Here is a 23,996-nt window from a genome sequence, read left to right as displayed (position 1 = left end):
CTCCCGCTATCCCCCACTATCCCCGCTTGTCGCCGGCGTCACGCCACGGTTGCGTACTCCAGGGTCTTTGGCGTCTTCACGATGACCTCGGGGCGCTCGCCCACCACGACAGTATCGTCGAGCCGGAAGCCGCCCAGCCCATAGACATAGATGCCCGGCTCGGCCGAGTAGACCTCGCCGACCAGCAGCGCGCGCGTGTTGAAGGCCATGTCTTCCGGATACTCGTGCAGCATCAGCCCGACCGCGTGGCCGGTGCGGTGGAAGATGTACTCGCCCAGCCCCGCGCGCTCGATCACGGCCTGCGCGGCGGCGTCCATGTCGCAGACACGCCGGCCGGTCACCGCGGCCGCCACGGCGGCGTCGGTGGCCTCGGCGGCAACCTGGTAGCAGCGTGCCTGGCGCTCGTCCGGTTTGCCGCAGAACCACGTGCGCTCGTTCTCCACGTAGTAGCCATTCAGGCGCGGCAGGATCAGGTTGACGATGGTATCGCCGGCCGCGATGCGCGCGCCGCACGCGGCGCCGTCGCCATGCGGCGAGGCCGAGGCCGGCCCCGTCAGGGTCCAGCATTTGAGGATATCGAAATCCTCGCCGGGAAAGCGGCGCGCGGCCTCCTCCACCATCAGCGCCGACATGGCATGGTCCAGTTCCTGCACCAGCCGCCCCGGCCGAATGTTCTCGCGGTAGCGGTCCTGCACCCAGTCGGTCAGGCTCCCGAGCTCGCGCATCACCTGCAGTTCTTCCGCATGCTTGACCCAGCGCATGGCGCGCATCTCCGCCATGGCCGGGCGCAGCGTGAGCTCCGGCAGGTAGCGCTGCGCCGCCGCGAGAATCGGGTGGGCCACGTCCACGGCAATGCGCGAGCCGCCCAGCCCGTGCGACGCCAGCAGCGACGCCACCACCTCGGGCAACTGCGGCGCCAGCGCCAGCCGCTGCGATACGCGCGGATGCTCGGCGTAGTACGTCACGTCGCGCAGCCAGACCTTGTCCTTTTCCGTGCACAGGCGCATGTGGTTGGTGGACAGTTCGTTCATCACGGCGAAGGGTTCGCCGTTGCGCGGCACGAACACGAAAACGGGGCGCTCCCACGGCCAGACATCCAGCTGGAAATTGGTGGCGAACTGGAAGAAGTCCGGCGTGCTGAACACCAGCGCGTCAACGCGGATGCGGTCCATCAGCGCGTGCATCATCGCCAGGCGATAGTCGCGCACGGCGGTCGTGATCTGGGGCATATCTAGTCTCCTTGCTTCCTTGGTTCCTTGGTAATGGGGCCAGGCGGGTACGGGCAGATCCGGCCAGGATCAGAGGGCAATGCCGAGCTTGCGGATCATGGGGCCCCAGGCCTGCGCGTCGCGCTGCATATGGCGCTCCACCTCGGCCGGCGGCCCCTTGATCGGATCGAGGAACTGATTGGCCAGCTTGTCCTTGAATGCCGGCTCGTCCATGGCTGCGTTGATGTCGGCGTTGATCCTCTGCACCAGCGCCGCCGGCGTGCCGGTCTTTGCGACGATGGCGTACCAGCCCGGCACCGCCACGTCGTAGCCAAGCTCCTTGAAAGTCGGCACATCGGGCAGCGCGGCCAGGCGCCGTTCGCCGGTCACGGCCAGCGCCACCAGCTTCTTGCCCGCGATATAGGGCTGCACGCCCGCCACCACATTCATCATGGCCGGCGTCTCGCCCGACATCAGGCTGGTTGAGCCGCCGGCGCCGTTGAACGGCACATGCTGCAGCTTGACGCCGGCGCGTTCGGCCACCAGCTCCATGGCCAGGTGCGTGGAGTTGCCGATGCCGCCGGAGGCGTAGCTGATGCCGCCCGGCCGCGCCTTGGCGAGCCGCACGAATTCGGCAAAGCTGGTGGCATGCATCGCCGGCGCGACCACTAGCACGAACGGCGAGTTGGCCAGCATCGCCACGCCGGTCAGGTCGCGTTGCGGCACATAGGGCAACGTGGGGTACAGGAAAGGATTGAAGGCCAGGTTGGACACGCCCGCGAAGAACAGGGTGTAGCCATCGGCCGGCTGCTGCAGCACGTAGTTGATGGCCAGCACGCCGTTGGCGCCGGGCTTGTTTTCCACCACAACGCTGCGCCCCCAGCGCTTGCCCAGCGCTTCGGCCAGCGCGCGCGCGAGCACGTCGTTGCCCGTGCCGCCAGCCTGCGGCACCACCAGCCTGACAGGGCGCTGCGGCCAGTCCTGCGCCCAGCCGGCTGCGCCGCATGCCATGCCCGCAACCGCGAGCGCGGCGCTTAGTATCAGTGTGCGTCTGTTCACTTCGATCTCCTCTCGCATCCCTTGAGCGGCACCCTCGCATCGAGGTGCATCCGGTTTACTGTACCATGTGGTACACGAAGAGGGAAAAAATTTTCCGAGACTGCGGCGCCGATGCCGGCGCCGCGTACGGATCAGGCTTCGGGTGCGGATTTCGCGCCCGGGGCCGCAGGCGCATTCAGCATGCGCGCGAAGTATTTCAGCGCGGCAGTGGTGCCCTTGCGATCACCCGTGGTGACGAGATCCAGCAACAGGCCGCGCACGGTGGCGACCTCGATGCGAGCCCGCAGCTTAGCCTCGCTCGTGCTCAAACCAAGCTGCTTGTGAAAGCGCTCGGTCAGCGCGCCGGTCCAGCTGCCAATCACATCGTCGAGGAACACCTGGAAGCGTTCGCGATCGCGAATGGCGCGGCCGTAGATCTCGAACAGCAACTGGATGATGGGCAGGTAGTTGTCCGCCGAGTAGCGTGCCCAGGCCACCTCCAGCGCCCGTGCCGGATCGGACTCGCTGGCGGCCAGGCTGGCGCGCGCATCCAGCTCGGCATGGCGGATGCGGCGCAGCACCGCCTCCCAGAACTGGTCCGCCGAGCCGAAGTAGTAGATCAGCATGCGGTGGCTGGTGCCGAGCGCCTCGGCGATATGGCGCAGCGACAAGTCGCCGATGCCGTGCTCCAGCACGTGGTTGACGGCGCCGTCGAGCAGCTGGATGGCCTGGTCGCTGGCGGCGCGGCCTTGTGCGAGTGTTTCGAGCCTATCGAGCGTCTCGGTGGCAGCGGCGGGATTCTTGCGGGGCGGCATGGACTGGGGAAAGCGTTCGGTTGGGCACAGGGGCGAAGACAGCGAGTGTAAGCCAGCCCGGCTCGCCGCGCATTCGCCCGTTGCGTCCTTAGCCTGCGCCCAGCAGGAAGGGCAGCGTCTCGTCCAGCAGCAGCTCCGGCACTTCCTCGGCCATGTAGTGCCCGCATGGCAGGCTCTTGCCGCTCACGTTGCGCGCCACCTTGCGCCACTCTTCAAGCGGTGCGAAGCAGCGGCCCACCGCGCCCTGCTCGCCCCACAGCGCCAGCATCTCGCACTCGACCTTGCGCCCGGCGGCGAGGTCGGCACGGTCGTGCTCGAGATCGATCGACGCGCTGGCCCGATAGTCCTCGCACAACCCGTGCGCCGCGCCCGGCAGGCTAAGGCAACGCAGGTACTCCGCCATGGCCGCCTCGGTAAACGGCGCCAGGCCAGCGCTGCGGCTGCCCATGGTGCTGCGCAGGTAGAGCGCCGGATCGGCCTCGATCAGCGTCTCGGGAAACGGCGCGGGCCGGATCAGGAAGAACCAGTGGTAGTAGGCCAGCGCGAACTGCAGGCTGGTCTGCTCGTACATCGCCAGCGTGGGCGCAATATCCAGCGTGACCAGCCGCTGCACGGCATCCGGATGATCCACCGCCATGCGGTGCGCCACGCGCCCGCCGCGGTCATGCGCCATCACCAGGAAGCGCTCGAAGCCCAGCGCGCGCATCGCCGTGACCTGGTCCTGCGCCATGCAGCGCTTGCTGTAGTTGGCGTGGTCCGGCAGGCCGGCGGGCTTGCTGCTATCGCCGTAGCCGCGCAGGTCGGTGGCAACCACCGTGAAATGCCGCGCCAGCGTGGCGGCCACCTTATGCCAGATCACATGCGTTTGCGGATGGCCATGCAGCAGCAGCAAGGCCGGGCCCTGGCCGCCGACGACTGCGTGGATCTCGACGTCGCCGCATGGAATGCGATGTTGCGTGAACCCTTCGAACACGTTCCGTCCTCCTTCAGGCGGACAGCCGCGCCATGGTCTTGGCGGCGACGTCCTGCAGCCAGGGCTGCGACTGGTGATGGCGCTGCGCGAACGCGGCGATTTGCGACGACTGTGCCAGCGTTGCGCCGATCATGTCCAGCCCCTGGCGGAACATGGTGCGGTGGCGCTCGGCCAGCGTGAAGGTAAAGCGCAGCGCGTCGGCGCTCACCGACATCGCCGCGAGGTCGATCTCGATCCGCGCGGGCGTGCCGCCCGACACGGCGGCCATCAGCGCGTCCACTTCCGCCTGCGGCAACATCACCAGCAGCAGCCGGTTATTGATCGCGTTCGAGTAGAAGATCTCGCCAAAGCTGGGCGCGATCACCGCGCGAATGCCGTATTGCTGCAGCCCCCAGACGGCGTGCTCGCGGCTCGAGCCGCAGCCAAAGTTCGGGCCGGCCACCAGCACGCCCGCGCCCTGGTACCGCACCTGATTGAGCGTGAACTCCGGGCGCGGCACGCCTTGCGCGTCGAAGCGCATATCGTAGAACAGGCCACGGTCCAGCCCAGCCTTGTCGATGATGCGCAGGAACTGCTTGGGCATGATCTGGTCGGTGTCGAGGTTGCCGATGGGCAGCGGCGCGCCAAGCGCGGCGATCAGGTCGGAATCGTAGTCGGGCAAGGCATCAGGCATTGGTTTGCTCCAGGCGGCGCACATCGGTGATGCAGCCGGTCAGCGCCGCCGCGGCGGCCATGGCGGGACTCATCAGGTGGGTGCGCCCGGCGCGCCCCTGGCGACCCTCGAAATTGCGGTTGGTGGTGGACGCGCAGCGCTCGCCGGGTGCGAGTACGTCGTCGTTCATGGCCAGGCACATCGAGCAGCCCGGCTTGCGCCATTCGAAGCCGGCGTCCAGCAGCACCTGCGCAATGCCTTCGTCCTCGGCCTGCTGGCGCACCGCGCCGGAGCCCGGCACCACCATCGCGCGCACGCCTTCGGCCACCTTGCGCCCGCGCACGATGGCGGCCACCGCGCGCAGGTCTTCAATGCGGCCATTGGTGCAGGAACCGATGAACACGCGCTGCACCGGCAGGCCTTCAAGCTTGGCGCCCGCCTGCAGGCCGATATAGTCCAGCGCCTTGGCGGCAGCGCTGCGCGCCGTGTCGTCGACCGCATCCTCCACCGGCGGCACGCACGCATCGATGGGAATCGCCTGATCGGGGCTGGTGCCCCAGCTCACATACGGCGCCACGTTGCTGGCGTCGAACACCAGTTCGCTGTCGAACCTGGCATCCGCATCGGAATGCAGCGCCCGCCAGCAGGCCAGCGCGCGCTCGCGCAGCGTGGCATCGATATCGGCGGCGCGGCCCAGCACGTACTCGATGGCCGCCGCATCCGGCGCGATCAGCGCGCCACGCGCGCCGGCTTCCACCGTCATGTTGCACAAGGTCATGCGCGCCTCGATCGACAATGCGGCGATGGCGCTGCCGGTGAACTCCACCACATAGCCTCGCGCGCCCTGCGCGCTGATGCGGCTGATGATATGCAGGATCAGGTCCTTCGCGGTGGCGCCACGCGGCAGCACGCCATCCACGCGGATACGCATGTCCATCGCCACGCGGTACACCAGCGTCTGCGTGGCCAGCACGTGCTCCACCTCGGACGTGCCGATGCCAAAGCCAAGCGCGCCCAGCGCGCCGTAGGTGGTGGTGTGGCTGTCGCCACACAGCACCACCATGCCCGGGCGGATCATGCCGTGCTCGGGCGCGATCACGTGCTCGATGCCCTGCAGCGCGTCATCGGTATCGAACAGCGGGATGCCGTGCTGGTCGCAGTTGCGCTTGAGGTTGCGCGCCTGCAGCGCCGAGGCGGGATCCTGGATGCGGCGCGGGCTTTGCGCGTGGGTGGGGATGATGTGGTCCACCACCGCCACCTGCTGGCCCGGCGACGGCACGCCCCGGCCCCGCGCGGCCAGCCCGGCGAAAGCCTGCGGACTGGTGTATTCGTTCATCAGGTGCAGATCCGCGTAGAGCAGCACGTGGTCGGCATCGAGCGCGGCCACGGTGTGCGAATCCACCAGCTTGCGATAGTAGGTAAGGCCTGACATGGGACAGCCTGCTTGATATGCGTTGAAAAAAATGCGCGGCAGAAAGCACCGCGCTTACTCCGGCGTGATGCCGGCCTGCTTGATCTGCGCGGCCCAGCGCTTGATTTCCTTGTGCAGCATGGTGTCGGCCTGGGACGGGCTCATGGTGAGCGGCTCGAAGCCTTCCTTGAGCAGGCGCGCCTTGATCTCCGGCGCGGCCAGTGCCTGGTTCAGCGTCTGGTTGAGCTTGGCGATCACGTCCTTGGGCGTGCCGGCCGGCGCGCTGACGATGAACCAGGTCTCGAAGGTGTAGTTGGGCAGGCCCGCCTCGGCAATGGTGGGCACATCGGGCAGCAGCGCAGAGCGCTTGGGCCCGGTCACCGCCAGCGCGCGCAGCTTGCCGGCCTGCACCTGCGGCAGCGCGGCGGAGAGCACCGGGAAGCTGAGCTGCACCTGGCCGGCGATGGTATCGACCATGGCCGGGCCGCCGCCCTTGTACGGCACGTGCAGGATGGCCGTGCCGGATTCCGACTTGAACAGCTCCGCCGCCATATGGAAGGTACTGCCGGTGCCCGCCGAGCCAAAGCTCAACTGCCCGGGGCGGCTCTTGGCCAGCGCGATCAGTTCCTTCACGTTCTTGGCCGGCAGGCCGTTGGTCACCACCAGCACATGCTGCGAGGTGCCCATGGTGCCAACCGACATCAGGTCGCGCTCGGTGTCGAACGGCAGCCTGGCGAAGAGCGAAGGATTCACCGCCAGCGCCACGTTGTTGATGGCCAGCGTATAGCCATCGGGCCTGGCCTTGGCCACCTGGTCCATGCCGATATTGCCCGAGGCGCCTGCGCGGTTGTCCGCCACCACGGGCTGGCCGAGTTGCCGGCCCCACGCTTCGGTGATCAGCCGCGCGGCGATGTCGACGCTGCCGCCCGGTGCGAACGGCACGATCAGGCGAATCGGGCGTGCGGGAAACGTCTCGGCTCGCGCCGCCGCCGGCGCGAGCGCAACGGACAAGGCGACAGCACTCAAGGCGAGCGGTGTGCGGCAAATCCGGCAGATCCGGCGGGCGATGGCGGTAAAGCGGTTCATGTGGGGTCTCCTGGGTGGCAGGCTGGCTGCAAGGGAACGTCCCCGACGCCGCCGCGCTTATTGAGATTTGAGATGCCAGTTTAACCATTGAACCTGCCGCTATAATTTCATCCAAAGACTTTCATTCAGTCGCCTCATTCACTAATTGGGCCGCGGGCCGCATCGTGGACAACTTCTCCGACCTTGCCTTCTTCGTCACCCTGGTCAAGCGCGGCAGCCTGGCCGGCGCGGCCCAGCAGTTCGGCATCACGCCGTCGGCCGCCAGCAAGCGGCTGACGGCGCTTGAGGCGCGGCTCGGCGTGCGCCTGCTCAACCGCACCACGCGCCGGCTGAGCGTGACGCAGGAGGGCGAGGCTTACCTGGCGCAGGGCGCGCGCATCCTGGCCGAACTGGAGGAACTGGAGCAAGGGCTTGGCGGCAGTCGGGTGGCGCCGCGCGGGCTGCTGCGGGTCAATGCCACGCTGGGCTTCGGCAGGCGCCACGTGGCGCCGGCGGTGGGCGCCTTCCTGCTGGCCTGCCCGGAGGTGGAGGTGCAACTGGAACTCACCGACCGGCCGCTGAACCTGGCCGAGGCGGGCTTCGACGTCGGCATCCGCGTGGGCGATTTGCCCGACGCGCGCCTCACCGCCCGGCCCATCGCGCACAACCGCCGCCTGCTATACGCCGCGCCGCGCTACCTGGCCAGCCACGGCGAGCCGGCCTCGCCGCGCGAGCTGCAGCAGCACCGCTGCATCGTGATCCGGGAGAGCGACGCCACCTACGGCACCTGGCACCTGCGCTCGGCCAGCCGCCACGAAACCGTCAAGGTGCGCGGGCCGGCCAGCACCAACGATGGCGAAGTGGCCCTCGGCTGGGCCTTGCAGGGTCACGGCATATTGATGCGCTCGGAATGGGAGGTGGCGCCGATGCTCCGCTCGGGGCGGCTGCGCCAGGTGCTGCCCGACTGGGAGACGCCGCCGGCCGATGTGTTCGCCGTATTCCTCACGCGCGACCACCTCACGGCCAAGGTGCGCGCGTTCGTGGACTTTCTGGCGGAGCACTTCGCGGCCCATCGGATAGCGGGCGCGCCCTATAGTGGCTGGTAGCCCGGTCAGGCCATGCCGAGCACGAACACCAGCGCCAGCCTGTCGATCACCTGCGGCGCGCCAAGCCATTGGTAGTGCGCCACCGCGCCCTGGTTGACATGGGGCGGCACCGCATAGGCACCGCCATGCAAAAGCAGCCAGCTCACATCTCGTCCACCGCCGTGGTCGCCGTCACCACGCCCGCCTCTTTCTCCATCGAGAACCGATCCCGCGTGGTGACGTAGAAGCTGGCGCCGAATCGGCCCACCGGAAAGTAGTTCTGCAGCCGCACGCGCCAGGCCTGCGTATCGATCAGCTCGTCGCGCGCATGCAGCCGCAGCACGCGGCCTATGAAAATCTGCCGGCTGGTCGTCTCCAGCGTTTCCCACAGGGTGCACTCGAACGCCACCGGCGCCTGGGCAATTCGCGGCGGCGCCACCGCGCTCGATGGCAGCGACGTCAACCCCACGCGCGCGAGCTCGCTCTGCTCCGGCGGCAAGCGCTCGCCGCAGCCATGCATCTGCTCCGCCATCGCTTCATCGCACAGGTGCACGACAAACTCGCCGGTGCGCACGATATTGGCCGCGGTGTCCTTGAGCGCGCCGTCGTGCAGGCGGTTGATGCTGATCATCACGATGGGCGGCTCCTCGCCCAGCATGTTGAACATAGAGAACGGCGCGGCATTGACGGTGCCGTCTTCCGACAGCGTGGTGACCAGTGCGATCGGCCGCGGCACGATCAGGCTGGCCATCAGCTTGTAGCGCTGGTATTCGGTGATGGCCTCGAAATCGATTTCCATGCTTGTTTCCTCTGATTCGGCCTTACTCCCCGGCCAGGCCCAGCATCTGCGCGAGGCTCTTCTCACCCTGCATGCGGGACGTTTCGATGCGCTGCTCCAGCTCGCGCAGGTGCGACTCCATCCGTTCGACCGCGCCGGCGGCGTCGCGCCGCTCGATGCAGTCCACGATGGCGGCATGTTCGTCGTGCTCGCAGGGCGCATGGCCCGGCGGCTCGTACAGGCCGACGATCAGCGAGCAGCGCGAGACCAGTTCAGTGAGGTAGCGCTGCAGCACCGGGTTGCGCGCAAGCGCGGCGATGCGCAGGTGAAAGCCGCTTGCCAGACGCGCCCATGAGGGCTGGTCGAAGCGGTGCATGGCCTCGTGCTCGGCGGCCAGTTGCTGGCGCAGCTCGCGCAGGTCGGCGGGCGTTGCGCGTGCCACGGCGAGTTCCACCAGCACGCGCTCCATGGCGCGGCGCGCTTCGAATATCTGGCTGGTCTCGGCCGGCGTGGGCTCGGCGATGACCGCGCCCTTGTTGGGGCGCAGGTCGACGATGCCATCGTGCGCCAGTTTTTCCAGCACGCGCCGCACGACCGCGCGGCCTACGCCGAACAACTGGCACAGCTCGGGCTCGGGCAGCTTGGTGCCGGGCGTGAGCCGGTGGTTGAGCACGCCATCGAAGATGGACTGGTAGATGCGCGCATCAGCGTCGCCGCCGGGGTCCGCGCCGGCGTCCTTCGAGGTTGCGGCAACGGGCACGGCGTCGGGCTTCTGTCTGACGGCTTTTGGCTTTACCGCCTTCGGCTGGGCGGTGCGGGGCGATGCGGTGCGAGGCATGACGTCGGTCGGGGACATGGAGCTCATGATGTTAGCGCGAAGCAGCGGCCAGCGGCGCCACCTGGTCGAGGTGATCGCAGATTGCGCCGGGCGTGGTGAACCACACCTTGCCCTGGCGGCGGCTGCAGGCGATATGCGCCAGCGCGCGGCGCAGGTGGCGCAGGCGATACGGCTGGCCCACCAGGTAGGGATGCAAGGCAATGCCCATCACCAGCGGTTGCGGATGCCGCGCGTGGCAGGCCTGCGCCAGCATTTCGTCGAACTGGTCGATGATCATGTCGGCGAAAGCGCTGCCGTCCAGATGCCGGCCCACGATCATCGGGATGTCGTTGAGCTCCTGCGGATAGGGAATCGACCATAGCGGGCCGCCGCGTGTTGCCATGCGCACCGGGCGGTCGTCATGGCACCAGTTGAGCGTGTAGCGGTAGCCGGTCTCGGCCAGCAAGTCGGGCGTGAGCGCGGTCTCGGCGATCCAGGGCGACAGCCAGCCCGATGGCGCGGCGCCCGCGTGCGCGGCGATGCGCTCGCGGCAATGCAGCAACAACGCGCGCTCACCGGCTTCGTCCAGGTCGCTCTGCCGGCGTGCGTTGGTGTGGCCGTGCCCGATCAGTTCATCCCCGCGTGCCAGGCAAGCGCTGACCACCTCGGGGCAATGATCGTAGAGCGCGGTGTTGATCAGCACGCCGGCCGGCAGCTCCAGCTGATCGAACAATTCCAGGCAGCGCCACACGCCCACGCGGTTGCCGTACTCGCGCCAGCTGTAGTTGAGCACGTCAGGCTGTGGCGCGACCGGACCGAGGTTGGCGCCCAGCCCCTCCCCAAAGGCGAAGTGCTCGATATTGAAGCCAAGGTAGACCGCGAGGTTGGCGCCGCCGGGCCAGCGATAGGTGTCCACATCGGTGATGGGCCGGTAGCCAAAGCGCCCATGCGTGCGCAACGGCCCGTACTCGGGGCCGGGCGCCGCACCGTGGGGGCCGCCGGGTGCCTGGGCGGCGGAAGGGGTCGGGTTATGCGTCATCTTCTAGATTGCCTCAATGCGTCTTGCCAATGCAGGGGAGCCGCCAGCGCCGGCCATGCCCCGCTTTGGCGCCATCCGGGGGCATCTGGCGGTATCCGGCACCGACATCGAGCAGGCATGGCACCGGGTTGATCGTATGCAAACTGTTAAGCAGATCGTTCGCAAAAAGCAGGCCATATCGCAGACACGTTGATTTATCTATCGCTGCACCATTTCCGGATGGTTTGTCGACGTATGGCACGGCTCTTGCAAGCGGGACACCACGCATCGCCGACCCTTCCCTCTTGCCGCATTCCTTTCCGGAGAACCGCCATGTCCACCGTCTCACGCCGCGCCCTGCTCGCTGCCATCGCCGCCGCCTGCGCCCTGCCGGCCCTGCCCGCGCTGGCCGCCGACACCATCAAGATCGGCCTGGTCACCGCGTTGTCCGGCCAGTCGGCCCGCGCCGGCGAGTCGCTCACGCGGGGCATGACCATCGCCATCGACGAGATCAACGCCAAGGGTGGCCTGCTGGGCGGGCGCAAGCTGGAGCTGGTGCGGCGCGACGATGAAGGAAACCCCGCCAAGGGCGTGCTGGCCGCGCGCGAGCTGATCTACAAGGAGAAGGTAGCGGTACTGTTCGGCGGGCTGGACACGCCGGTGTCGATGGCCATCGTGCCGGTCGCCAACCAGGAGAAAGTGCCGTTCATGGGCCCGTGGGCAGCGGGCACGCCGATCACGCGCAATGGCGCCAACCCCAACTACGCCTTCCGCGTCTCGGCAGTCGATGAGGTCGTGGACAAGGCCATGCTGCAGTACGCGCAGAAGAGCTTCAATGCCAGCAAGCCCGGCCTGATCCTCGTCAACAACCCCTGGGGCGAATCGAACGAGAAGGGCATCGTGGCGGCGCTGTCCGCCAAGGGCATGAAGCCCGCTGGCATCGAGAAGTTCGAGGCCAATGACGTGGACGTGGTGCCGCAGCTCGGACGCCTGAAAGCGGCCGGCGCCGACGTGCTGTTCATGGTCGGCAACGTGGGGCCGTCGGCGCAGGTGGTCAAGTCGCTGGACCGCATGGGCTGGAAGGTGCCGGTGGTATCGCACTGGGGCCCCGCCGGCGGACGCTTCACCGAGCTGGCCGGACCCAATGCCAGGAACGTGCACTTCGTGCAGACGTATAGCTTCTTCGGCTCGCCTTCCCCGGTCAGCACGCGCGTGGTGACGGAACTCAAGGCGAAGTACAGCGACATCAAGGGCCCGGACGACATCACGCCGGCCGTGGGCGTGGCCAATGCCTACGATGCCACGCAGCTTGCCGCGCTGGCTATCGCGCGCGCCGGCTCGACCAAGGGCGACGCGGTACGCGAGGGCTTCTACAAGATCGACCGCTATGAAGGCCTGATCAAGACGTATGTGAAGCCGTTTTCGCCTGAGTCGCACGACGCGCTCAGCGAGAACGACTACGTGTGGGCGCAGTTCATCGACAACCGGATCGTGCCGGTGGCGAAGTAAGAGGCCATTTCAACAAGATTCTGGCGTCGCAACAAGGACTCACCATGTTATGGATCTCCGCCCTGATCAGCGGCCTCGGCCTGGGCAGCATGTACGGCCTGATGGCGCTCGGCTTTCACATTACCTACGCGGTCTCGGCCACAGTCAACTTCGCGCAGGGCAGCTCGATGATGCTGGGCGCGGTGCTGACCTACACCTTCGCCCAGACGCTGGGCTGGCCGATGCCGCTGGCGGTGGTGCTGGCACTGGCGCTGTGCGCGCTGTACGGGCTGGCGGTGGAGTTCCTGGCGGTGCGCCCGTTTGCCAGCCGCGGCTCCAACGCCTGGCTGATGGCCACGGTGGCACTCGGCATCGTGCTCGATAACGTGGTGATGCTGACCTTCGGCACCGAGCCGCGCAGCCTGCCCTCTGCGCTCGCCACGTCGGCGATGCAACTCGGCGACACGGGCCTCGGGGTGTATCCGCTGCAGTTGCTGATCCCGGTGATCGGGCTTGCGCTGGCCGGCGTGCTGCACCTGGTGCTGCGCCGCTCACGCTGGGGCGTGGCGATGCTGGCGGTGGTGCAGAACCGCGACGCCGCGCGGCTGATGGGCATTCCGATCCGGCGCCTGGTAGCGGCCGCGTTCGCGCTGTCCACGCTGCTGGCCGGCATCGCCGGCGTGCTGATCGCGCCGCTGTTCAACGTACAGTCCGACATGGGCACGGTGTTTGGCCTCAAGGCCTTCGCCGTTGCCATCCTGGGCGGGCTCGGCAGCGCCTGGGGCGTGATGGTGGCGGGCCTGATCTTCGGCGTGGCGGAGGCGCTGGTGACGGCCTCGCTCGGCTCCGGCTACACCCAGATCATCACCTTCTCCCTGGTGATCCTGCTGCTGGCCATGCGGCCGGACGGCTTGTTCGGGCGCGCGGAGGTGCGCAAGGTATGAACGATTCCACGCTGACATCCACGCGCGGTGGCGCGCCGCGCGCCGTCTCACCGCAAACCGCGCCTGCGAGCGCGCGCTCGCCGCTGCTGGGCCTGGGCACGCCGCTGCAGGTCAGCGCGATGGCGCTGGCCCTCATCGTGGCCGGTGCCGCGGCGCTGCTGGTCAACGGCTACTTCGTCTTCGTCATCGCCGGGGTGGCCATGCTGGCGATCTGCGGCGTGGGCCTGAACCTGCTGCTGGGGCTGACGGGACAGATCTCGTTCGGCCACGTGGCCTTCTATGCCATTGGCGCGTACACCGTGGCCATCCTCACCGGGCAGGCCGGCTGGAGCTTCTGGGCGGCGTGGCCGGTGGGCGCGTTGATCGCGTGCGTCACCGGCGCCCTGCTGGCGCTGCCGGCGTTGCGCGTGAAGGGGCCCGGCCTGGCGATGGTGACCATCGCCTTCGGCTTTATCGGGGAGCACGGCGCGGTCGAGTGGCGCGCGCTCACCGGCGGGCAGAACGGCCTGATGGGCATCGCCCAGCCTTCACTGCCGGGCGTGGATGGCGGCGAGCGCGCGCTCGCGCTGATTGCGCTGGCGGTGCTGGCGATCGCCCTCGCGGCCTATGCGCGGATTTCGCGCGGCGCCTGGGGCGCGGCCATGCGCGCGGTGCGCGACAGCGAGACCGCGGCGGCGTCCATCGGCATCGATCCTCTCGTGGTCAAGACCGTGGGCTTTGCATTCTCGGCCGCGCTCGCCGGCCTGGCCGGCGGCCTGTTCGCGCCGCTGCAGGGCATGGTCACGCCGGGCATGTTCTCCTTCCTGCAATCGATCCTGTTCGTGCTGGTGGTCATGATCGGCGGCGCGGGCACGGTGGCCGGACCGGTACTGGGCGCGGTGGTGGTGGGCGTCTTGCCGGAGCTGCTGTCGAGCCTGGAGAACCTGCGCTTGCTGTTTTTCGGCGGCCTGCTGTTGCTGGTGCTGTGGGTTGCGCCGGGTGGCATCGCCGGTGTGGCCGGCCAGCTATGGCAACGCGCCCGTGCGCAGCAGCGTGCCCCGGGGGAAGAGGCCAATGCCAGCTTGCCCGCCCTGCCCGCCGCCCGGCGGCGCGGGCTTGCCGCGCAGGGCTTGTCCATGGTGTTCGGCGGCGTGCGCGCGGTCGACGACCTCTCCTTCAACCTGCCCGCCGGCGCGGTGACCAGCCTGATCGGCCCCAACGGCGCGGGCAAATCCACCGTGCTCAATCTGTTGTCCGGCTACTACCGCCCGCGCGCCGGCGGCCGCACCCTGGGCCAGGCGGCGCTGCCCGCGCGCGGCGCCTGCCATAGCGCGCGCAACGGCATCGCCCGCACCTACCAGACCTCGCAGCTGTTCGCCGGCATGAGCGCGGCCGACAACGTGGCCATCGCCTTGCGCCGCGGGCGGCTTGGCGCGCTGCTGGGGATCGCGGGCTTCACCGCGCCGGCAGTGCGCCGGCAAGCGCTGGACCTGCTTGGCGCATGCGGCTATGCCGGCGATCCGCACGCCTGCGCGGCCGATCTGGCGCACGTGGACCGGCGCCTGGTGGAAATCGCGCGCGCGCTGGCCACCCGCCCCGCGGTGCTGCTGCTCGATGAGCCGGCCGCCGGGCTGTCGCGCGAGGACAAGGCGCGCCTGGGTGCGTTGCTGCGCAGGATTGCCGACAGCGGCATTGCGGTGGGGCTGGTCGAGCACGATATGTCGCTGGTGATGGACGTGTCGGACGGCATTGTCGTCATCGATGCCGGCCAGCATCTGGCGGCGGGCACGCCGGCGGCCATCCGCAGCGATCCGCACGTGCGCCGCGCCTACCTGGGCGAGGCCACGGTGCTGTCCGGGCAGGACAACGCCCAGGCAGCCCGCCCGCGCAAGGTGCCGTCCGACGCGCTGCGCGAAGTGCTGGGTGCGAATGCGCTCAGCGCGGGCTACGGCGCGGCGCCGGTGCTGCACGACGTGGCGCTGCAGGTCCGCGAAGGCGAAATGGTGGCGCTGCTGGGCGCCAACGGCGCGGGCAAGTCCACCTTGATGCGCGCGCTGTCTGGCCTGCACCGCCCCGTGCAGGGCGGCATCACCTTCGACGGCTTGGACCTGGCGCGGCTGGATGCCGAGCGCATCGCGGCCATGGGCGTGGTGCTGGTGCCGGAGGGCCGGCAGGTGTTCCCCGAGCTATCCGTGCTCGACAACCTGCGGCTGGGTGCATTTCCGTCCGGTCCGCTGTCCCATATGGAAATGGTCAAGCGGGTCGAGGCCATGCTGACCCGCTTTCCGCGGCTGCGCGAACGCCAGCATCAGCGTGCCGGCCTGCTCTCCGGTGGCGAGCAGCAGATGCTGGCGATCGGGCGCGCGCTGATGTCGAACCCGCGCGTGTTGCTGCTCGACGAACCATCGCTGGGCCTGGCGCCCAAGGTCATCGCGGAGCTGTTCGCCTCGCTGGACCAGCTGCGCGATGCCTCGATCAGCATCTTGCTGGTGGACCAGATGGCCGCGCTGGCACTGGCGCTGGCCGATCGTGGCTATGTGATGGAGGAAGGCCGCGTGGTGGCCAGCGGGCCGGCGGACGAACTGGCGCGAGATCCCGCGCTGGCGCAGGCGTACCTGGGTGGGCACTGAACCCGGCGGCGAACCGCTCAGCCCGCTGGCTGCGCCTCGCCGTCGAACAGATGCAGGAAGCGATCGAGGATCAGCAGGTGATCCTCGAACATCTGCCCTTCCAGCGCCAGCAGCTCCCGCTGCGGCACCCAGCGCACCGCGGCCGCGTCATCGGCGGCGGCCACGGCCGGCAGCGCATCGAGCGGCAGGTCAAAGAAGAAAGCGTGGGTCAGCGTGCGCCCGCGCTGGCTGCGCTCGGGATGATCGAACAGCGCCTGGTCGCGCAAGGATTGCTGCAACGCCGCCTTGGGCAGCCCGAAGCGCGTCTCCTCGTCGAGCTCGCGCAGCACCGCGTCGGCCACGCGCTCATGCTGGTCCAGGAAACCGCCGGGCAGCGCCCAGGCGCCGCGGCCGGGCTGTCCGCCGCGGCGGATCATCAGCACCTGGGCGCAGCAGCGCACCACCGCATCCACGGTCACGAAGACCGGCGGATACGGCGCGGCGGCCCAGCGGCGGCTGTGGTCCTGCAGGAAGCGGTACTCGGCCAGCAAGGTCGCAAACGCTTCGCGCCCGGCGAACTCGCGCAGGAAGGCGGCCACCGGCTCCGGCAGCACGCTCTGCAGCCCCTCCAGCCCGCCCTGCTGCTCGAACCATTGCCGGCGCACGTCGGCGGCGTTGAGCTGCCCGAAGCTGGGCTGCGGCACCAGCTCCCAGCCGGGGAAGTCATTGAGGTAGCCGGAGGAGGCATCCTTGAAATGCCCGAACAGGCCGACGCGCGGCGTGCCTTGCGAGCAAGCATCGATGGCCGCGCCCGCCACGGCGCGCACCGCCGCTGTCCAGCGCGCGCTTTCGTAGTAGTCGCGCACCACCACAAAGCGCAGGTCGGCAACGCGTGCGGCGTCCCATGCCGCGACAGCGCCCTCGATCATCTGGCGGCGCTCATCCGCGGAAAACGGATTCTTGACGGTGCGGGCGCCACCGGCGGAACCCAGCACCACGATCACCGTGGTGGCCTGCGCCAGCGCCTGGCGCAGCATGGCGAAGTGGCCGTTGTGGAAGGGTTCGAAACGGCCGATATAGACGAGGTAATCGAAGGGGACAGCGCTCGCCGGCCGGGCCGGATCAGTCTGGTTCGTCGGGTAGATCATTTCAGCTCGCAACACATGCATAGCGGCAGCGCGCCTTCTTGCTGCCGGAACTCGCGCGACGCGCGCACTTCCGGCGGCAGGCGATCCGCCGAGATCAGCGAGAAGCCGTAGCGGGCAAAGTAGCTGGGGCAACTGGCGCTCAGCAACACGGCGCGCGTGCAGCCGTTGGCGCGCGCGCGCATGAGCAGGGCGGAAACCAGATGGGTGGCGATGCCGCGATCGCGATAAGGCGGCAATACCGCGACCGAGCGCACGACCACGGTGTCGCCATAGCCTTCGGCACCGGCACAACCGACAATGCCGCCGTCGAGCACCGCAATATGGAACAACGCCAGCGAGGGATCGAGATCGTCGCTGGCGAGGCCACATGCTTCAAGGACTTCCGCGATTGCCGGCCAATCGGCCGGTTGTGCGGCGCGGATACGCAGATCTCTTGTCATTGCAATTATCTCCCCGCCACGCACGATGGCGGAGGTTGTCATGGATGGACTGCGCTGAGTTCACACTACATGATTCGGGCGACTTGTTCCAGCGGGGAAAACGGCATAAGCGACGCCTTATCCACCGAATGAACGAGGCGGGGCCGAGGCAAAATAGCCTGGCGAGAAAGGGAAAGAACGATGGGAAAGAACAAAGGGAAAGGAGCGCGAAGCATCGCGGCGCCCGGCCGCATGGCGCGATCGCCCTGGCCATGACCGGAAACCTGGAGGCGGGGGAACGGAATTGAACCGCCGTGTACGGCTTTGCAGACCGTCGCATAACCACTCTGCCACCCCGCCGCTGCCGGGACGCCGCGCTTTGGCGTCCGCTTACAGTGCGGGGCGCAGTTTAGCCGGAAATGAAAATCTCTGCACGGCGCCCGCACGCTTGCCGAAGGCCGCGGCGATCAGCGCGAAAGAATGGACATGGTGATCCGGGAGACGCAGACCATCTTGCCTTCTTCGTTGCGGATCTCGATGGCCCACACATGGGTGGTGCGGCCGATATGCACCGGCGTGGCGGTGCCGGTAACAAAGCCCGTGCGCGCCGCGCGCACATGGTTGGCATTGATGTCGAGCCCGACACAATACTGGGTCTCGCTATCCAGGCACAGGCTGGCGGCGCAGCTGCCCAGCGTCTCGGCCAGCAGCACCGAAGCGCCGCCGTGCAGGATGCCATGCGGCTGCACTGTGCGGCGGTCCACCGGCATGCGTGCACTAAGCGAAGCCTCGCCGATCTCGGTGAACTCGATGCCCAGTTGCTCGACAGCGGTGTCCTTGTGGCGGGCCTGGAGGTCTTTCAGTGAGGGGGGTGATTTCCACAGCATGCACGGTCTCCGATTGGTTTGTGCTGCATTCTAAAGGCAGTCGTTCGCAGACGTTCGCGGGCGGCGCATACCCGGCAAATTCGGGTCGGCCACGCTTGGGCCACCGATGTACCGGGCCCCTCTGTGCAACGGCGCCACAAACTCTTGCCAGGTAACGCATTCCGGTGATCGCGGGTCGCGGTTAAGCGTTAAACTGACATGCGCAGCATGGGTAACATGCACCTAAAATCACTTTAATGCGCGAGATAGCCAGGCACGGCAGCGCTGGCGGCGTTCGATCACCAGATCGCTCAATTCGGTCCGAGTTTCAACCAGAGTTCCATGACGTCGTTTACGTATGACGCAGTTCTAGCGGCGGAGCCCCCTGAATGGCCATCCTCCGACCGGAACGCACTGTTATCCGCCGGGGGATCGGCGCGGGATGCCTGGGCATTGCTCGAGGCTTCGGGCGCGCTCGCCCTGCAGATCGATGTCGCGGGCAATATCATCCTGGCAACCGAAGGCTCGGCGCAGCTACTTGCCTATCCCCGGGAATACCTTCTCAAATCCTCGATCCTGGATGTCGTCTCGTTCGAGCAGCGCGAGCAGCTTGCCGAGCTGCTGCGTGCCTGCGAGCAGGAAGCGCCTTGCAAGACCGGCCGCATCCGCTTCTCAGGCGGCGTCGGCGAAAGCCGCTGGCTGGACCTGCGTGTGTGCCGCCACGCCGACGAAGACGGCAACCCGAGCTTGCTGCTGTTTGGCTACGACGTGACCGACTGGGTCGACAACGAAGAACGGCTCATCGAGGCGTCCTTTCGCGACCCGCTCACCGGCGTAGGCAACCGCGCCATGGTGCGCGAACGCATTGCCGGGTACTTTGCCGAAGATGGCAGGGGAAAGGCGCCATTTGCGCTTGCCCTGATGGACCTCGACGGGTTCAAGAAGGTCAACGACTCGCTCGGCCATGAATTTGGCGACGCCTTGCTCAAGCAAGTCAGCGTGCGGCTGCTCGGGGCGGTTCGCCCGACGGACATGGTCGCGCGGCTGGGCGGCGATGAGTTCGTGCTGCTGCTCGACGGCATCGCCTCGGAAGCCGCCGCCATCGGCATCGTGGAGAAGGTGATCCATGTCTGCAGGCAGCCTTTTCACCTGGCCGGTTGCCAGATCCGCGTCACCACCAGCCTGGGGCTCACCTTTGGCGCGCTGGCCCATCAGTCCGAGTCGCAATTGCTCAAGCGTGCGGACCTGGCCATGTATGACGCCAAGGCGCAGGGCAAGAATCGATACTGTGTCTACACGCCGGAGCTGGAGCATCGGCTGGACGAGCAGTTCCGGATCGAACAGAACATGTTCGAGGCCGTCCAGAACGGCGAGTTCCTGCTTCACTACCAGCCGATCGTGTGGCCCGGCTCCGGCAAGGTCTGCGCGGTCGAGGCGCTGATGCGGTGGCAACACCCGACGGGGTCCGTCCCGCCGGCCGTGTTTATCCCGGTTGCGGAGCATAACGGCCTCATCAACCATCTCGGGGCGTGGGCGCTGCGCTGCGCCTGTGCGCAGCTGGCGAGCTGGGACGCGCTCGGGCTGGACGTGGGATACATATCGGTCAATGTCTCTCCGGTCCAGTTCAGGCACCCTGGCTTCGCGGACAGCGTCAGGCGGGCCATCAAGGATTCCAGCATCCGCTCGCACCGGCTGGTCCTGGAGATCACGGAAGGCGCGCTGATGACCGACCCGGAGGCGGCGCAAGACTTGCTGACGGAGTTGCGCGCACTGGGCGTGCGGTTCGCGGTCGACGACTTCGGCACGGGGTACTCGAGCTTGTCCTACCTGCGCCGCTTTCCGCTCTCGGCACTGAAGATCGACCAGAGTTTTGTGGCCGACATGATGGACTCCCCGCATGCGCGGACCATCGTGTTTGCCGTGTTGTCGCTCGCGCGGGAACTCGGGCTGGTGGCCATCGCCGAAGGCGTGGAGTCGGACGAGCAAAGCCAGCTGCTGGCCGAGCAAGGCTGTGAGCTGGTGCAGGGCTGGCGCTATGCGAAGGCAATGAGCCCGGCCCAGTTCGTGGACCAGGCGCAAGCCGGCACGCTGCAGCTTGGCAGTGCCCAAGTGTTCTCGAAGTAGGCGCCGCCATGTCAAACCCTTCAAGCAACACGTTCTTCGAGACACTCTGGAGCCGCATGGCGCAGCAAGGGGATTTCCCCACGCTGCAGTTCTGCATCGACAACGTTTTCAAGACACTGAACAGCGACACCAGCGTCGGCGAAATGGCTGCGGGCGTGCTGTCCGATTTCAGCTTGTCGCAGAAGGTCATACGCCTGGCCAACTCCGCCATGTATCGCTCGTTCGGGGGCGAAGTCACGACGGTGTCGCGCGCCATCCTGGTCCTGGGGGTCGAGGCGATCAGCCACCTCACGCTCGGGGTCCAGTTGCTGGATTATTTCTCCGGGGTGGCCATCAACCGGCCGCAAGCTTCCACTGAACTGAAGCAGGCCCTGATCGCCGGCGAGTTCACGCGCGCGCTCAGCAACGCCCAAGGCATCAGGCAGGGGGAAGAAGCCGTGGTGTGCACGTTGATGCACCACATGAGCCGCCTGCTTCTGGTCTTCTACTTCGCCGAGGAGTGGGAACAGATCCAGGCCCTGTGCAAGGGTGACTCCGAGAAGGAAAGCGAAGCGTGCCAGCAAGTGCTGGGCGTCACCCTCGAAGACATCGCGGCAGCGGCGGCGATCAAATGGAGGCTGCCCAGCCTGATCGCGACGTCGATGCGCTGCCAGCGCTTCGATGCGGATTCGGTGCTGGAATCCCACGCCGACTGGTTGGGCGCGATTGCCGACATCTCCTCCCGCGCCGCCACGCTGGTGGCCAGGGACGCGCCGCAGGAAGAGGTCCAGGCCTTGCTGCTGAATCACGCCGAAGCACTGGGCCTGCAAGCAGGTGCGGTGGAAAGCGCAGTCCGGCAGGCCCTGGCGCTGAACGTCTCCATGACCAACGCGGAGTCACCCGAAGCGGCCGAGGCCACCCCGGCACTGAATGCCGGCAAGCCTAAGGATGCCCTCAAGCGCCTTCAGCAAAGCCTGCAGGAAGTCAAGCGCGAGGGCGGCGAGTTGCCGGTCTCCGAGCTGGCGCCGCTGGTGCTCGAATCGGCCATGCAGGCGCTGAACTTCTCGCATTGCTTCCTCATGCTGCTCAACCCGATGGCGAAGCGTTTTGGCGCACGGGTCGGATTCGGCGAGGGCATGCGCGAGAAGATGGAGGCGCTATCCTTCGAAGAAGGCTTCGTCCCCGATATCTTTCACTTTGCCGCCATCGGCAACAAGCCGCTGCTGCTTGAAGACTCCTTCGACAAAGAGGTGGCGCACCGCGTGCCCCGCTGGTATCGGGAGCAGATGCCCGATGCCCGCTCCATCCTGCTGGCGCCCGTGATGATCAAGAATCGCTGCGTCGCCATGATCTGCGGAGACTGGGGCTCGACGGCCTGCACGGGCGGGCTGTCCGATGGGGAAATGGAAGCCATCAGCCTGCTGACGCGGGAGATCTCGGCGAGCTTCCTCAGGTCTGCCGAGCACAGATAGGCGCGGCGCTGGCCGCAGGCATTGTTAACCCCGGATTGGAAAATGAGGATGAGGATGAGTTTTTCGGAAATTTCGCTGGAGCAGCTGGATAGCCTCTCGGCGCAGGACGCCGACGCCCTGCCCTTCGGCACCATCGGCTTTGCGTCGACGGGCATCGTCGAGCGTTACAACGCCACCGAGTCGCGGCTCGCGGGATTGTCCCCGGAGCGGGTGCTCGGCCGGCATTTCTTTGCCGAAGTGGCCATCTGCATGAACAATTTCATGGTGGCCCAGCGCTTCGAGGACGCCGACTTGCTGGACGAAACCATCGACTATGTACTCACCCTGCGCATGCGCCCCACGCCGGTCAAGCTCCGCCTGCTCAAGGGTCCCGGCCGCGACCGGCGCTATGTGCTGATCCAGCGATAGGCGCGCCATGGCAATGGCACATCCTGGGGAGAGCCGGGACGACCTGGCCGCTCTCGCGGCCGAGAACGAGGAGTTGCTGACCTTCCTCTATATGTCTCCGGCAGGCATCCTGCGCATCGACGCATCCGGCAACGTGGCGATGGCAAACCCCAAGGCAGCCCAGGTGTTGATGCCCATCTCGCGCACGGGCAGCCTGGACAATCTCTTCACCGTATTCGAGGACCTGGCTCCTGAGCTAAGGAGCATGGCGGCCACGTTCGCGCATGAGCGCGGCTATATCTGCGAGAACCATCGCATCTTCCTGCCCACGCGCAAGCAGCAGGAGCCCAATGTCCTGTCTTGCTCCATGTTGCGCGTCGCCCAGGACTGCACGATGGTGGTGCTCACTGACATATCGAAGGTAGTGGCACAGGAGCGCAGCCTCAAGCAGACCGAATCCTGGCTCGCCGCGGTCTATTCGGCGGTGAATGATTTCGCATTCTTCTCCCTGGACGCCACCGGCCGGATCGACAGCTGGAACCAGTCCGGCCAGCGCCAGACCGGCTTCGAACTGCAGGACGTGGAAGGCGCCACGCTGCGCCTGTTCTGCCATCCGGACAGCGACTTCCCCGCGCGGGCCGACGAGCAGCTCCGGCTCACGCGCGAAAGCGGCTGGCATGTGGAAGAGCTATGGTGCGTCACCCGTGACGGCCGGCGTTACTGGGGCCAGTTGCTGGTGGCGGCGCTGGAGGAGATCGACGGCAAGGTTTCCGGCTACTCGGTCGTGCTGCGCGATGTCACGGAACGCAAGCTCAGCGTCGACAAGGTCAAGGAGCTGCTCACCAGGGACCACCTGACGGGGGCCGCCAACCGCGGGCATTTCTTCGACGTCGGCGAGGCGGAAGTGGTGCGTGCCCGGCGCCTGCGGCAGCCCTTGTCGGTCGTCATGCTGGACGCCGACCATTTCAAGGCCATCAACGACAGCCTCGGCCACGCGGCGGGCGACCATGTCCTCAAGGAACTGGTGGCCTGCTGCCAGGGCGTGCTGCGCGCCATCGATATCATTGCCCGGCTGGGCGGGGAGGAGTTTGCCCTGCTGCTGCCGTCGACCGATGCGGATGGCGCCAGGGCGACAGCGCAGCGCATCCGGCAAGCGGTGGAGCAGCACGTGTTCCACTTCAATGGCATGGACATCCGCTGCACGGTAAGTCTGGGTTGCGCCACGATGCCTGGCGCCGGGGGCACGCTGGACGATGTGCTGGCAGCGGCCGACAAGGCCCTTTACCGGGCCAAGGCCGCGGGCAGGAACTGCGTGACGAGCCAGGACTGATCTAGTCCGAGCCCTGCGCCGGGCCGGCGGCAGCTGCCCCGGCCGCCACGGCTCTTGCCTTCGCGCGGTTCCACGCATTGCCAATCGCAAGCCCGGCAGAGGTCGGGACGTACATGCTGGAGTCCTCGGCCGTGCTGCCGTCGTACTGCAGCAAGCCTGAATCCATCATCTTGCGGATCTGCCAGCGGTGAACGATTTCGTCGTTGCCTTGCGCGCCAGGTTCCACCAGCACGACGCTTGGCAAGAGCCTGCCCCAGGGATCGCGAGCGATGCGCAGGATCGCCCCGTTGGCCACTCTTCCCAATAGCTCGCTCTGCCTCATTCTTGCTCCACGCTACTTATGCTTCTGACGCTTTTTCCCGGGTGTGGCGGGCATCGAGGTTTCCCGCGC

Annotated in this window: 23 protein-coding genes and 1 tRNA gene; 8 read left to right on the top strand and 16 right to left on the bottom strand. The window is 67.4% G+C overall.

The window, feature by feature from the left end; translation table 11 throughout:
* Positions 1 to 38: 38 nt before the first annotated feature.
* The 7 genes from A9975_RS10620 to A9975_RS10590 all read right to left on the bottom strand — a co-directional run bounded on the left by A9975_RS10620 (position 39) and on the right by A9975_RS10590 (position 7,183).
* Entirely contained in the window at positions 39 to 1,229 is a 1,191-nt protein-coding gene (locus A9975_RS10620) for a Xaa-Pro peptidase family protein (RefSeq protein WP_183032648.1), read from the bottom strand.
* A 69-nt stretch (positions 1,230 to 1,298) separates the two neighbouring features.
* Entirely contained in the window at positions 1,299 to 2,267 is a 969-nt protein-coding gene (locus tag A9975_RS10615) for a tripartite tricarboxylate transporter substrate binding protein (RefSeq protein WP_183032647.1), read from the bottom strand.
* A 131-nt stretch (positions 2,268 to 2,398) separates the two neighbouring features.
* Positions 2,399 to 3,061, bottom strand: coding sequence for a TetR/AcrR family transcriptional regulator (locus A9975_RS10610; protein WP_183032646.1), 663 nt, complete (start codon positions 3,059 to 3,061; stop codon positions 2,399 to 2,401).
* Positions 3,062 to 3,149: 88 nt separating this feature from the next.
* Entirely contained in the window at positions 3,150 to 4,034 is an 885-nt protein-coding gene (locus A9975_RS10605) for an alpha/beta hydrolase (RefSeq protein WP_183032645.1), read from the bottom strand.
* Positions 4,035 to 4,047: 13 nt separating this feature from the next.
* The gene (gene leuD / locus A9975_RS10600; RefSeq protein WP_183032644.1) at positions 4,048 to 4,707 is read right to left on the bottom strand and encodes a 3-isopropylmalate dehydratase small subunit; all 660 of its coding nucleotides are present in this window, start codon (positions 4,705 to 4,707) and stop codon (positions 4,048 to 4,050) included.
* On the bottom strand, positions 4,700 to 6,118 hold the full coding sequence (gene leuC / locus A9975_RS10595) for a 3-isopropylmalate dehydratase large subunit (protein ID WP_183032643.1): 1,419 nt from the start codon (positions 6,116 to 6,118) through the stop codon (positions 4,700 to 4,702). The genes leuD and leuC overlap by 8 nt, the downstream gene beginning before the upstream one ends.
* Positions 6,119 to 6,172: 54 nt before the next feature.
* Positions 6,173 to 7,183, bottom strand: a complete 1,011-nt coding sequence (locus A9975_RS10590) for a tripartite tricarboxylate transporter substrate binding protein (protein ID WP_183032642.1) — start codon at positions 7,181 to 7,183, stop codon at positions 6,173 to 6,175.
* Positions 7,184 to 7,347: 164 nt separating this feature from the next.
* On the opposite strand from A9975_RS10590, the gene A9975_RS10585 reads away from it, so the two are divergent.
* Positions 7,348 to 8,268, top strand: a complete 921-nt coding sequence (locus A9975_RS10585; RefSeq protein WP_183032641.1) for a LysR family transcriptional regulator — start codon at positions 7,348 to 7,350, stop codon at positions 8,266 to 8,268.
* 5 nt (positions 8,269 to 8,273) lie between these two features.
* Here A9975_RS10585 and A9975_RS10580 read toward each other — a convergent pair whose 3' ends face one another.
* The 4 genes from A9975_RS10580 to A9975_RS10565 are packed head-to-tail and all read right to left on the bottom strand — an operon-like array spanning position 8,274 to position 10,881.
* Positions 8,274 to 8,414 carry a hypothetical protein gene (locus A9975_RS10580; protein WP_183032654.1) on the bottom strand — a complete coding sequence of 47 codons (141 nt, stop codon included), beginning with the start codon at positions 8,412 to 8,414 and terminating at the stop codon, positions 8,274 to 8,276.
* A complete protein-coding gene (locus tag A9975_RS10575; RefSeq protein ID WP_150992047.1) occupies positions 8,411 to 9,046 on the bottom strand; it encodes a flavin reductase family protein in 636 nt (211 codons plus the stop codon). The genes A9975_RS10580 and A9975_RS10575 overlap by 4 nt, the downstream gene beginning before the upstream one ends.
* 22 nt (positions 9,047 to 9,068) lie before the next feature.
* Positions 9,069 to 9,881: a GntR family transcriptional regulator gene (locus A9975_RS10570; protein WP_255503152.1), complete on the bottom strand. Its 813-nt coding sequence runs from the start codon at positions 9,879 to 9,881 to the stop codon at positions 9,069 to 9,071.
* Positions 9,882 to 9,894: 13 nt separating this feature from the next.
* Positions 9,895 to 10,881 carry a polysaccharide deacetylase family protein gene (locus A9975_RS10565; RefSeq protein WP_255503151.1) on the bottom strand — a complete coding sequence of 329 codons (987 nt, stop codon included), beginning with the start codon at positions 10,879 to 10,881 and terminating at the stop codon, positions 9,895 to 9,897.
* 312 nt (positions 10,882 to 11,193) lie between these two features.
* Here A9975_RS10565 and A9975_RS10560 point away from each other — a divergent pair, with 312 nt between their 5' ends.
* The 3 genes from A9975_RS10560 to A9975_RS10550 are packed head-to-tail and all read left to right on the top strand — an operon-like array spanning position 11,194 to position 15,901.
* Entirely contained in the window at positions 11,194 to 12,369 is a 1,176-nt protein-coding gene (locus A9975_RS10560; protein WP_183032640.1) for an ABC transporter substrate-binding protein, read from the top strand.
* A gap of 44 nt (positions 12,370 to 12,413) precedes the next feature.
* The gene (locus A9975_RS10555; protein ID WP_183032639.1) at positions 12,414 to 13,292 is read left to right on the top strand and encodes a branched-chain amino acid ABC transporter permease; all 879 of its coding nucleotides are present in this window, start codon (positions 12,414 to 12,416) and stop codon (positions 13,290 to 13,292) included.
* A complete protein-coding gene (locus tag A9975_RS10550; RefSeq protein ID WP_183032638.1) occupies positions 13,289 to 15,901 on the top strand; it encodes an ATP-binding cassette domain-containing protein in 2,613 nt (870 codons plus the stop codon). The genes A9975_RS10555 and A9975_RS10550 overlap by 4 nt, the downstream gene beginning before the upstream one ends.
* Positions 15,902 to 15,918: 17 nt before the next feature.
* Here A9975_RS10550 and A9975_RS10545 read toward each other — a convergent pair whose 3' ends face one another.
* The 4 genes from A9975_RS10545 to A9975_RS10530 form a co-directional block, all read right to left on the bottom strand.
* Complete coding sequence (locus tag A9975_RS10545) at positions 15,919 to 17,028, bottom strand: bifunctional nicotinamide-nucleotide adenylyltransferase/Nudix hydroxylase (RefSeq protein WP_183032637.1); 1,110 nt, start codon at positions 17,026 to 17,028, stop codon at positions 15,919 to 15,921.
* Positions 17,025 to 17,468, bottom strand: coding sequence for a GNAT family N-acetyltransferase (locus A9975_RS10540; protein ID WP_183032636.1), 444 nt, complete (start codon positions 17,466 to 17,468; stop codon positions 17,025 to 17,027). Before A9975_RS10540 ends, A9975_RS10545 begins: the two co-directional genes overlap by 4 nt.
* A 264-nt stretch (positions 17,469 to 17,732) precedes the next feature.
* A tRNA-Cys gene (locus tag A9975_RS10535) sits at positions 17,733 to 17,807 on the bottom strand.
* 107 nt (positions 17,808 to 17,914) lie between these two features.
* Positions 17,915 to 18,334 carry a hotdog fold thioesterase gene (locus tag A9975_RS10530; protein ID WP_043343203.1) on the bottom strand — a complete coding sequence of 140 codons (420 nt, stop codon included), beginning with the start codon at positions 18,332 to 18,334 and terminating at the stop codon, positions 17,915 to 17,917.
* A 321-nt stretch (positions 18,335 to 18,655) separates the two neighbouring features.
* Between A9975_RS10530 and A9975_RS10525 the strand changes: the two genes are divergently transcribed.
* From A9975_RS10525 to A9975_RS10510, 4 genes are read left to right on the top strand one after another with little or no spacing between them, the layout of a single operon-like run.
* On the top strand, positions 18,656 to 20,437 hold the full coding sequence (locus A9975_RS10525; RefSeq protein ID WP_255503150.1) for a bifunctional diguanylate cyclase/phosphodiesterase: 1,782 nt from the start codon (positions 18,656 to 18,658) through the stop codon (positions 20,435 to 20,437).
* Between the two features lie 8 nt (positions 20,438 to 20,445).
* Complete coding sequence (locus tag A9975_RS10520) at positions 20,446 to 21,888, top strand: HDOD domain-containing protein (RefSeq protein ID WP_183032635.1); 1,443 nt, start codon at positions 20,446 to 20,448, stop codon at positions 21,886 to 21,888.
* 54 nt (positions 21,889 to 21,942) lie between these two features.
* On the top strand, positions 21,943 to 22,296 hold the full coding sequence (locus A9975_RS10515) for a phosphonate transporter (protein WP_220810695.1): 354 nt from the start codon (positions 21,943 to 21,945) through the stop codon (positions 22,294 to 22,296).
* 7 nt (positions 22,297 to 22,303) lie between these two features.
* A complete protein-coding gene (locus tag A9975_RS10510; RefSeq protein ID WP_183032633.1) occupies positions 22,304 to 23,605 on the top strand; it encodes a sensor domain-containing diguanylate cyclase in 1,302 nt (433 codons plus the stop codon).
* Between the two features lies 1 nt (position 23,606).
* On the opposite strand, the gene A9975_RS10505 is transcribed toward A9975_RS10510, so the two are convergent.
* Positions 23,607 to 23,927 (bottom strand): hypothetical protein, encoded by a 321-nt coding sequence (locus tag A9975_RS10505; protein ID WP_183032632.1) that lies wholly within the window; start codon positions 23,925 to 23,927, stop codon positions 23,607 to 23,609.
* Between the last annotated feature and the right edge of the window lie 69 nt (positions 23,928 to 23,996).

Source organism: Cupriavidus sp. UME77 (genome assembly GCF_014170355.1).
Taxonomy (GTDB): Bacteria; Pseudomonadota; Gammaproteobacteria; order Burkholderiales; family Burkholderiaceae; genus Cupriavidus; species Cupriavidus basilensis.
This window is presented reverse-complemented; position numbering and strand designations above follow the sequence as displayed.

Coding starts and splice junctions, on each gene's coding strand:
- A9975_RS10620 (WP_183032648.1), bottom strand. CDS start 1,229: ATGCCCCAGATCACGACCGCCGTGCGCGACTATCGCCTGGCGATGATG.
- A9975_RS10610 (WP_183032646.1), bottom strand. CDS start 3,061: ATGCCGCCCCGCAAGAATCCCGCCGCTGCCACCGAGACGCTCGATAGG.
- leuD (WP_183032644.1), bottom strand. CDS start 4,707: ATGCCTGATGCCTTGCCCGACTACGATTCCGACCTGATCGCCGCGCTT.
- leuC (WP_183032643.1), bottom strand. CDS start 6,118: ATGTCAGGCCTTACCTACTATCGCAAGCTGGTGGATTCGCACACCGTG.
- A9975_RS10590 (WP_183032642.1), bottom strand. CDS start 7,183: ATGAACCGCTTTACCGCCATCGCCCGCCGGATCTGCCGGATTTGCCGC.
- A9975_RS10575 (WP_150992047.1), bottom strand. CDS start 9,046: ATGGAAATCGATTTCGAGGCCATCACCGAATACCAGCGCTACAAGCTG.
- A9975_RS10570 (WP_255503152.1), bottom strand. CDS start 9,881: ATGTCCCCGACCGACGTCATGCCTCGCACCGCATCGCCCCGCACCGCC.
- A9975_RS10565 (WP_255503151.1), bottom strand. CDS start 10,881: ATGACGCATAACCCGACCCCTTCCGCCGCCCAGGCACCCGGCGGCCCC.
- A9975_RS10560 (WP_183032640.1), top strand. CDS start 11,194: ATGTCCACCGTCTCACGCCGCGCCCTGCTCGCTGCCATCGCCGCCGCC.
- A9975_RS10555 (WP_183032639.1), top strand. CDS start 12,414: ATGTTATGGATCTCCGCCCTGATCAGCGGCCTCGGCCTGGGCAGCATG.
- A9975_RS10550 (WP_183032638.1), top strand. CDS start 13,289: ATGAACGATTCCACGCTGACATCCACGCGCGGTGGCGCGCCGCGCGCC.
- A9975_RS10545 (WP_183032637.1), bottom strand. CDS start 17,028: ATGATCTACCCGACGAACCAGACTGATCCGGCCCGGCCGGCGAGCGCT.
- A9975_RS10540 (WP_183032636.1), bottom strand. CDS start 17,468: ATGACAAGAGATCTGCGTATCCGCGCCGCACAACCGGCCGATTGGCCG.
- A9975_RS10530 (WP_043343203.1), bottom strand. CDS start 18,334: ATGCTGTGGAAATCACCCCCCTCACTGAAAGACCTCCAGGCCCGCCAC.
- A9975_RS10525 (WP_255503150.1), top strand. CDS start 18,656: ATGACGTCGTTTACGTATGACGCAGTTCTAGCGGCGGAGCCCCCTGAA.
- A9975_RS10520 (WP_183032635.1), top strand. CDS start 20,446: ATGTCAAACCCTTCAAGCAACACGTTCTTCGAGACACTCTGGAGCCGC.
- A9975_RS10515 (WP_220810695.1), top strand. CDS start 21,943: ATGAGTTTTTCGGAAATTTCGCTGGAGCAGCTGGATAGCCTCTCGGCG.
- A9975_RS10510 (WP_183032633.1), top strand. CDS start 22,304: ATGGCAATGGCACATCCTGGGGAGAGCCGGGACGACCTGGCCGCTCTC.
- A9975_RS10505 (WP_183032632.1), bottom strand. CDS start 23,927: ATGAGGCAGAGCGAGCTATTGGGAAGAGTGGCCAACGGGGCGATCCTG.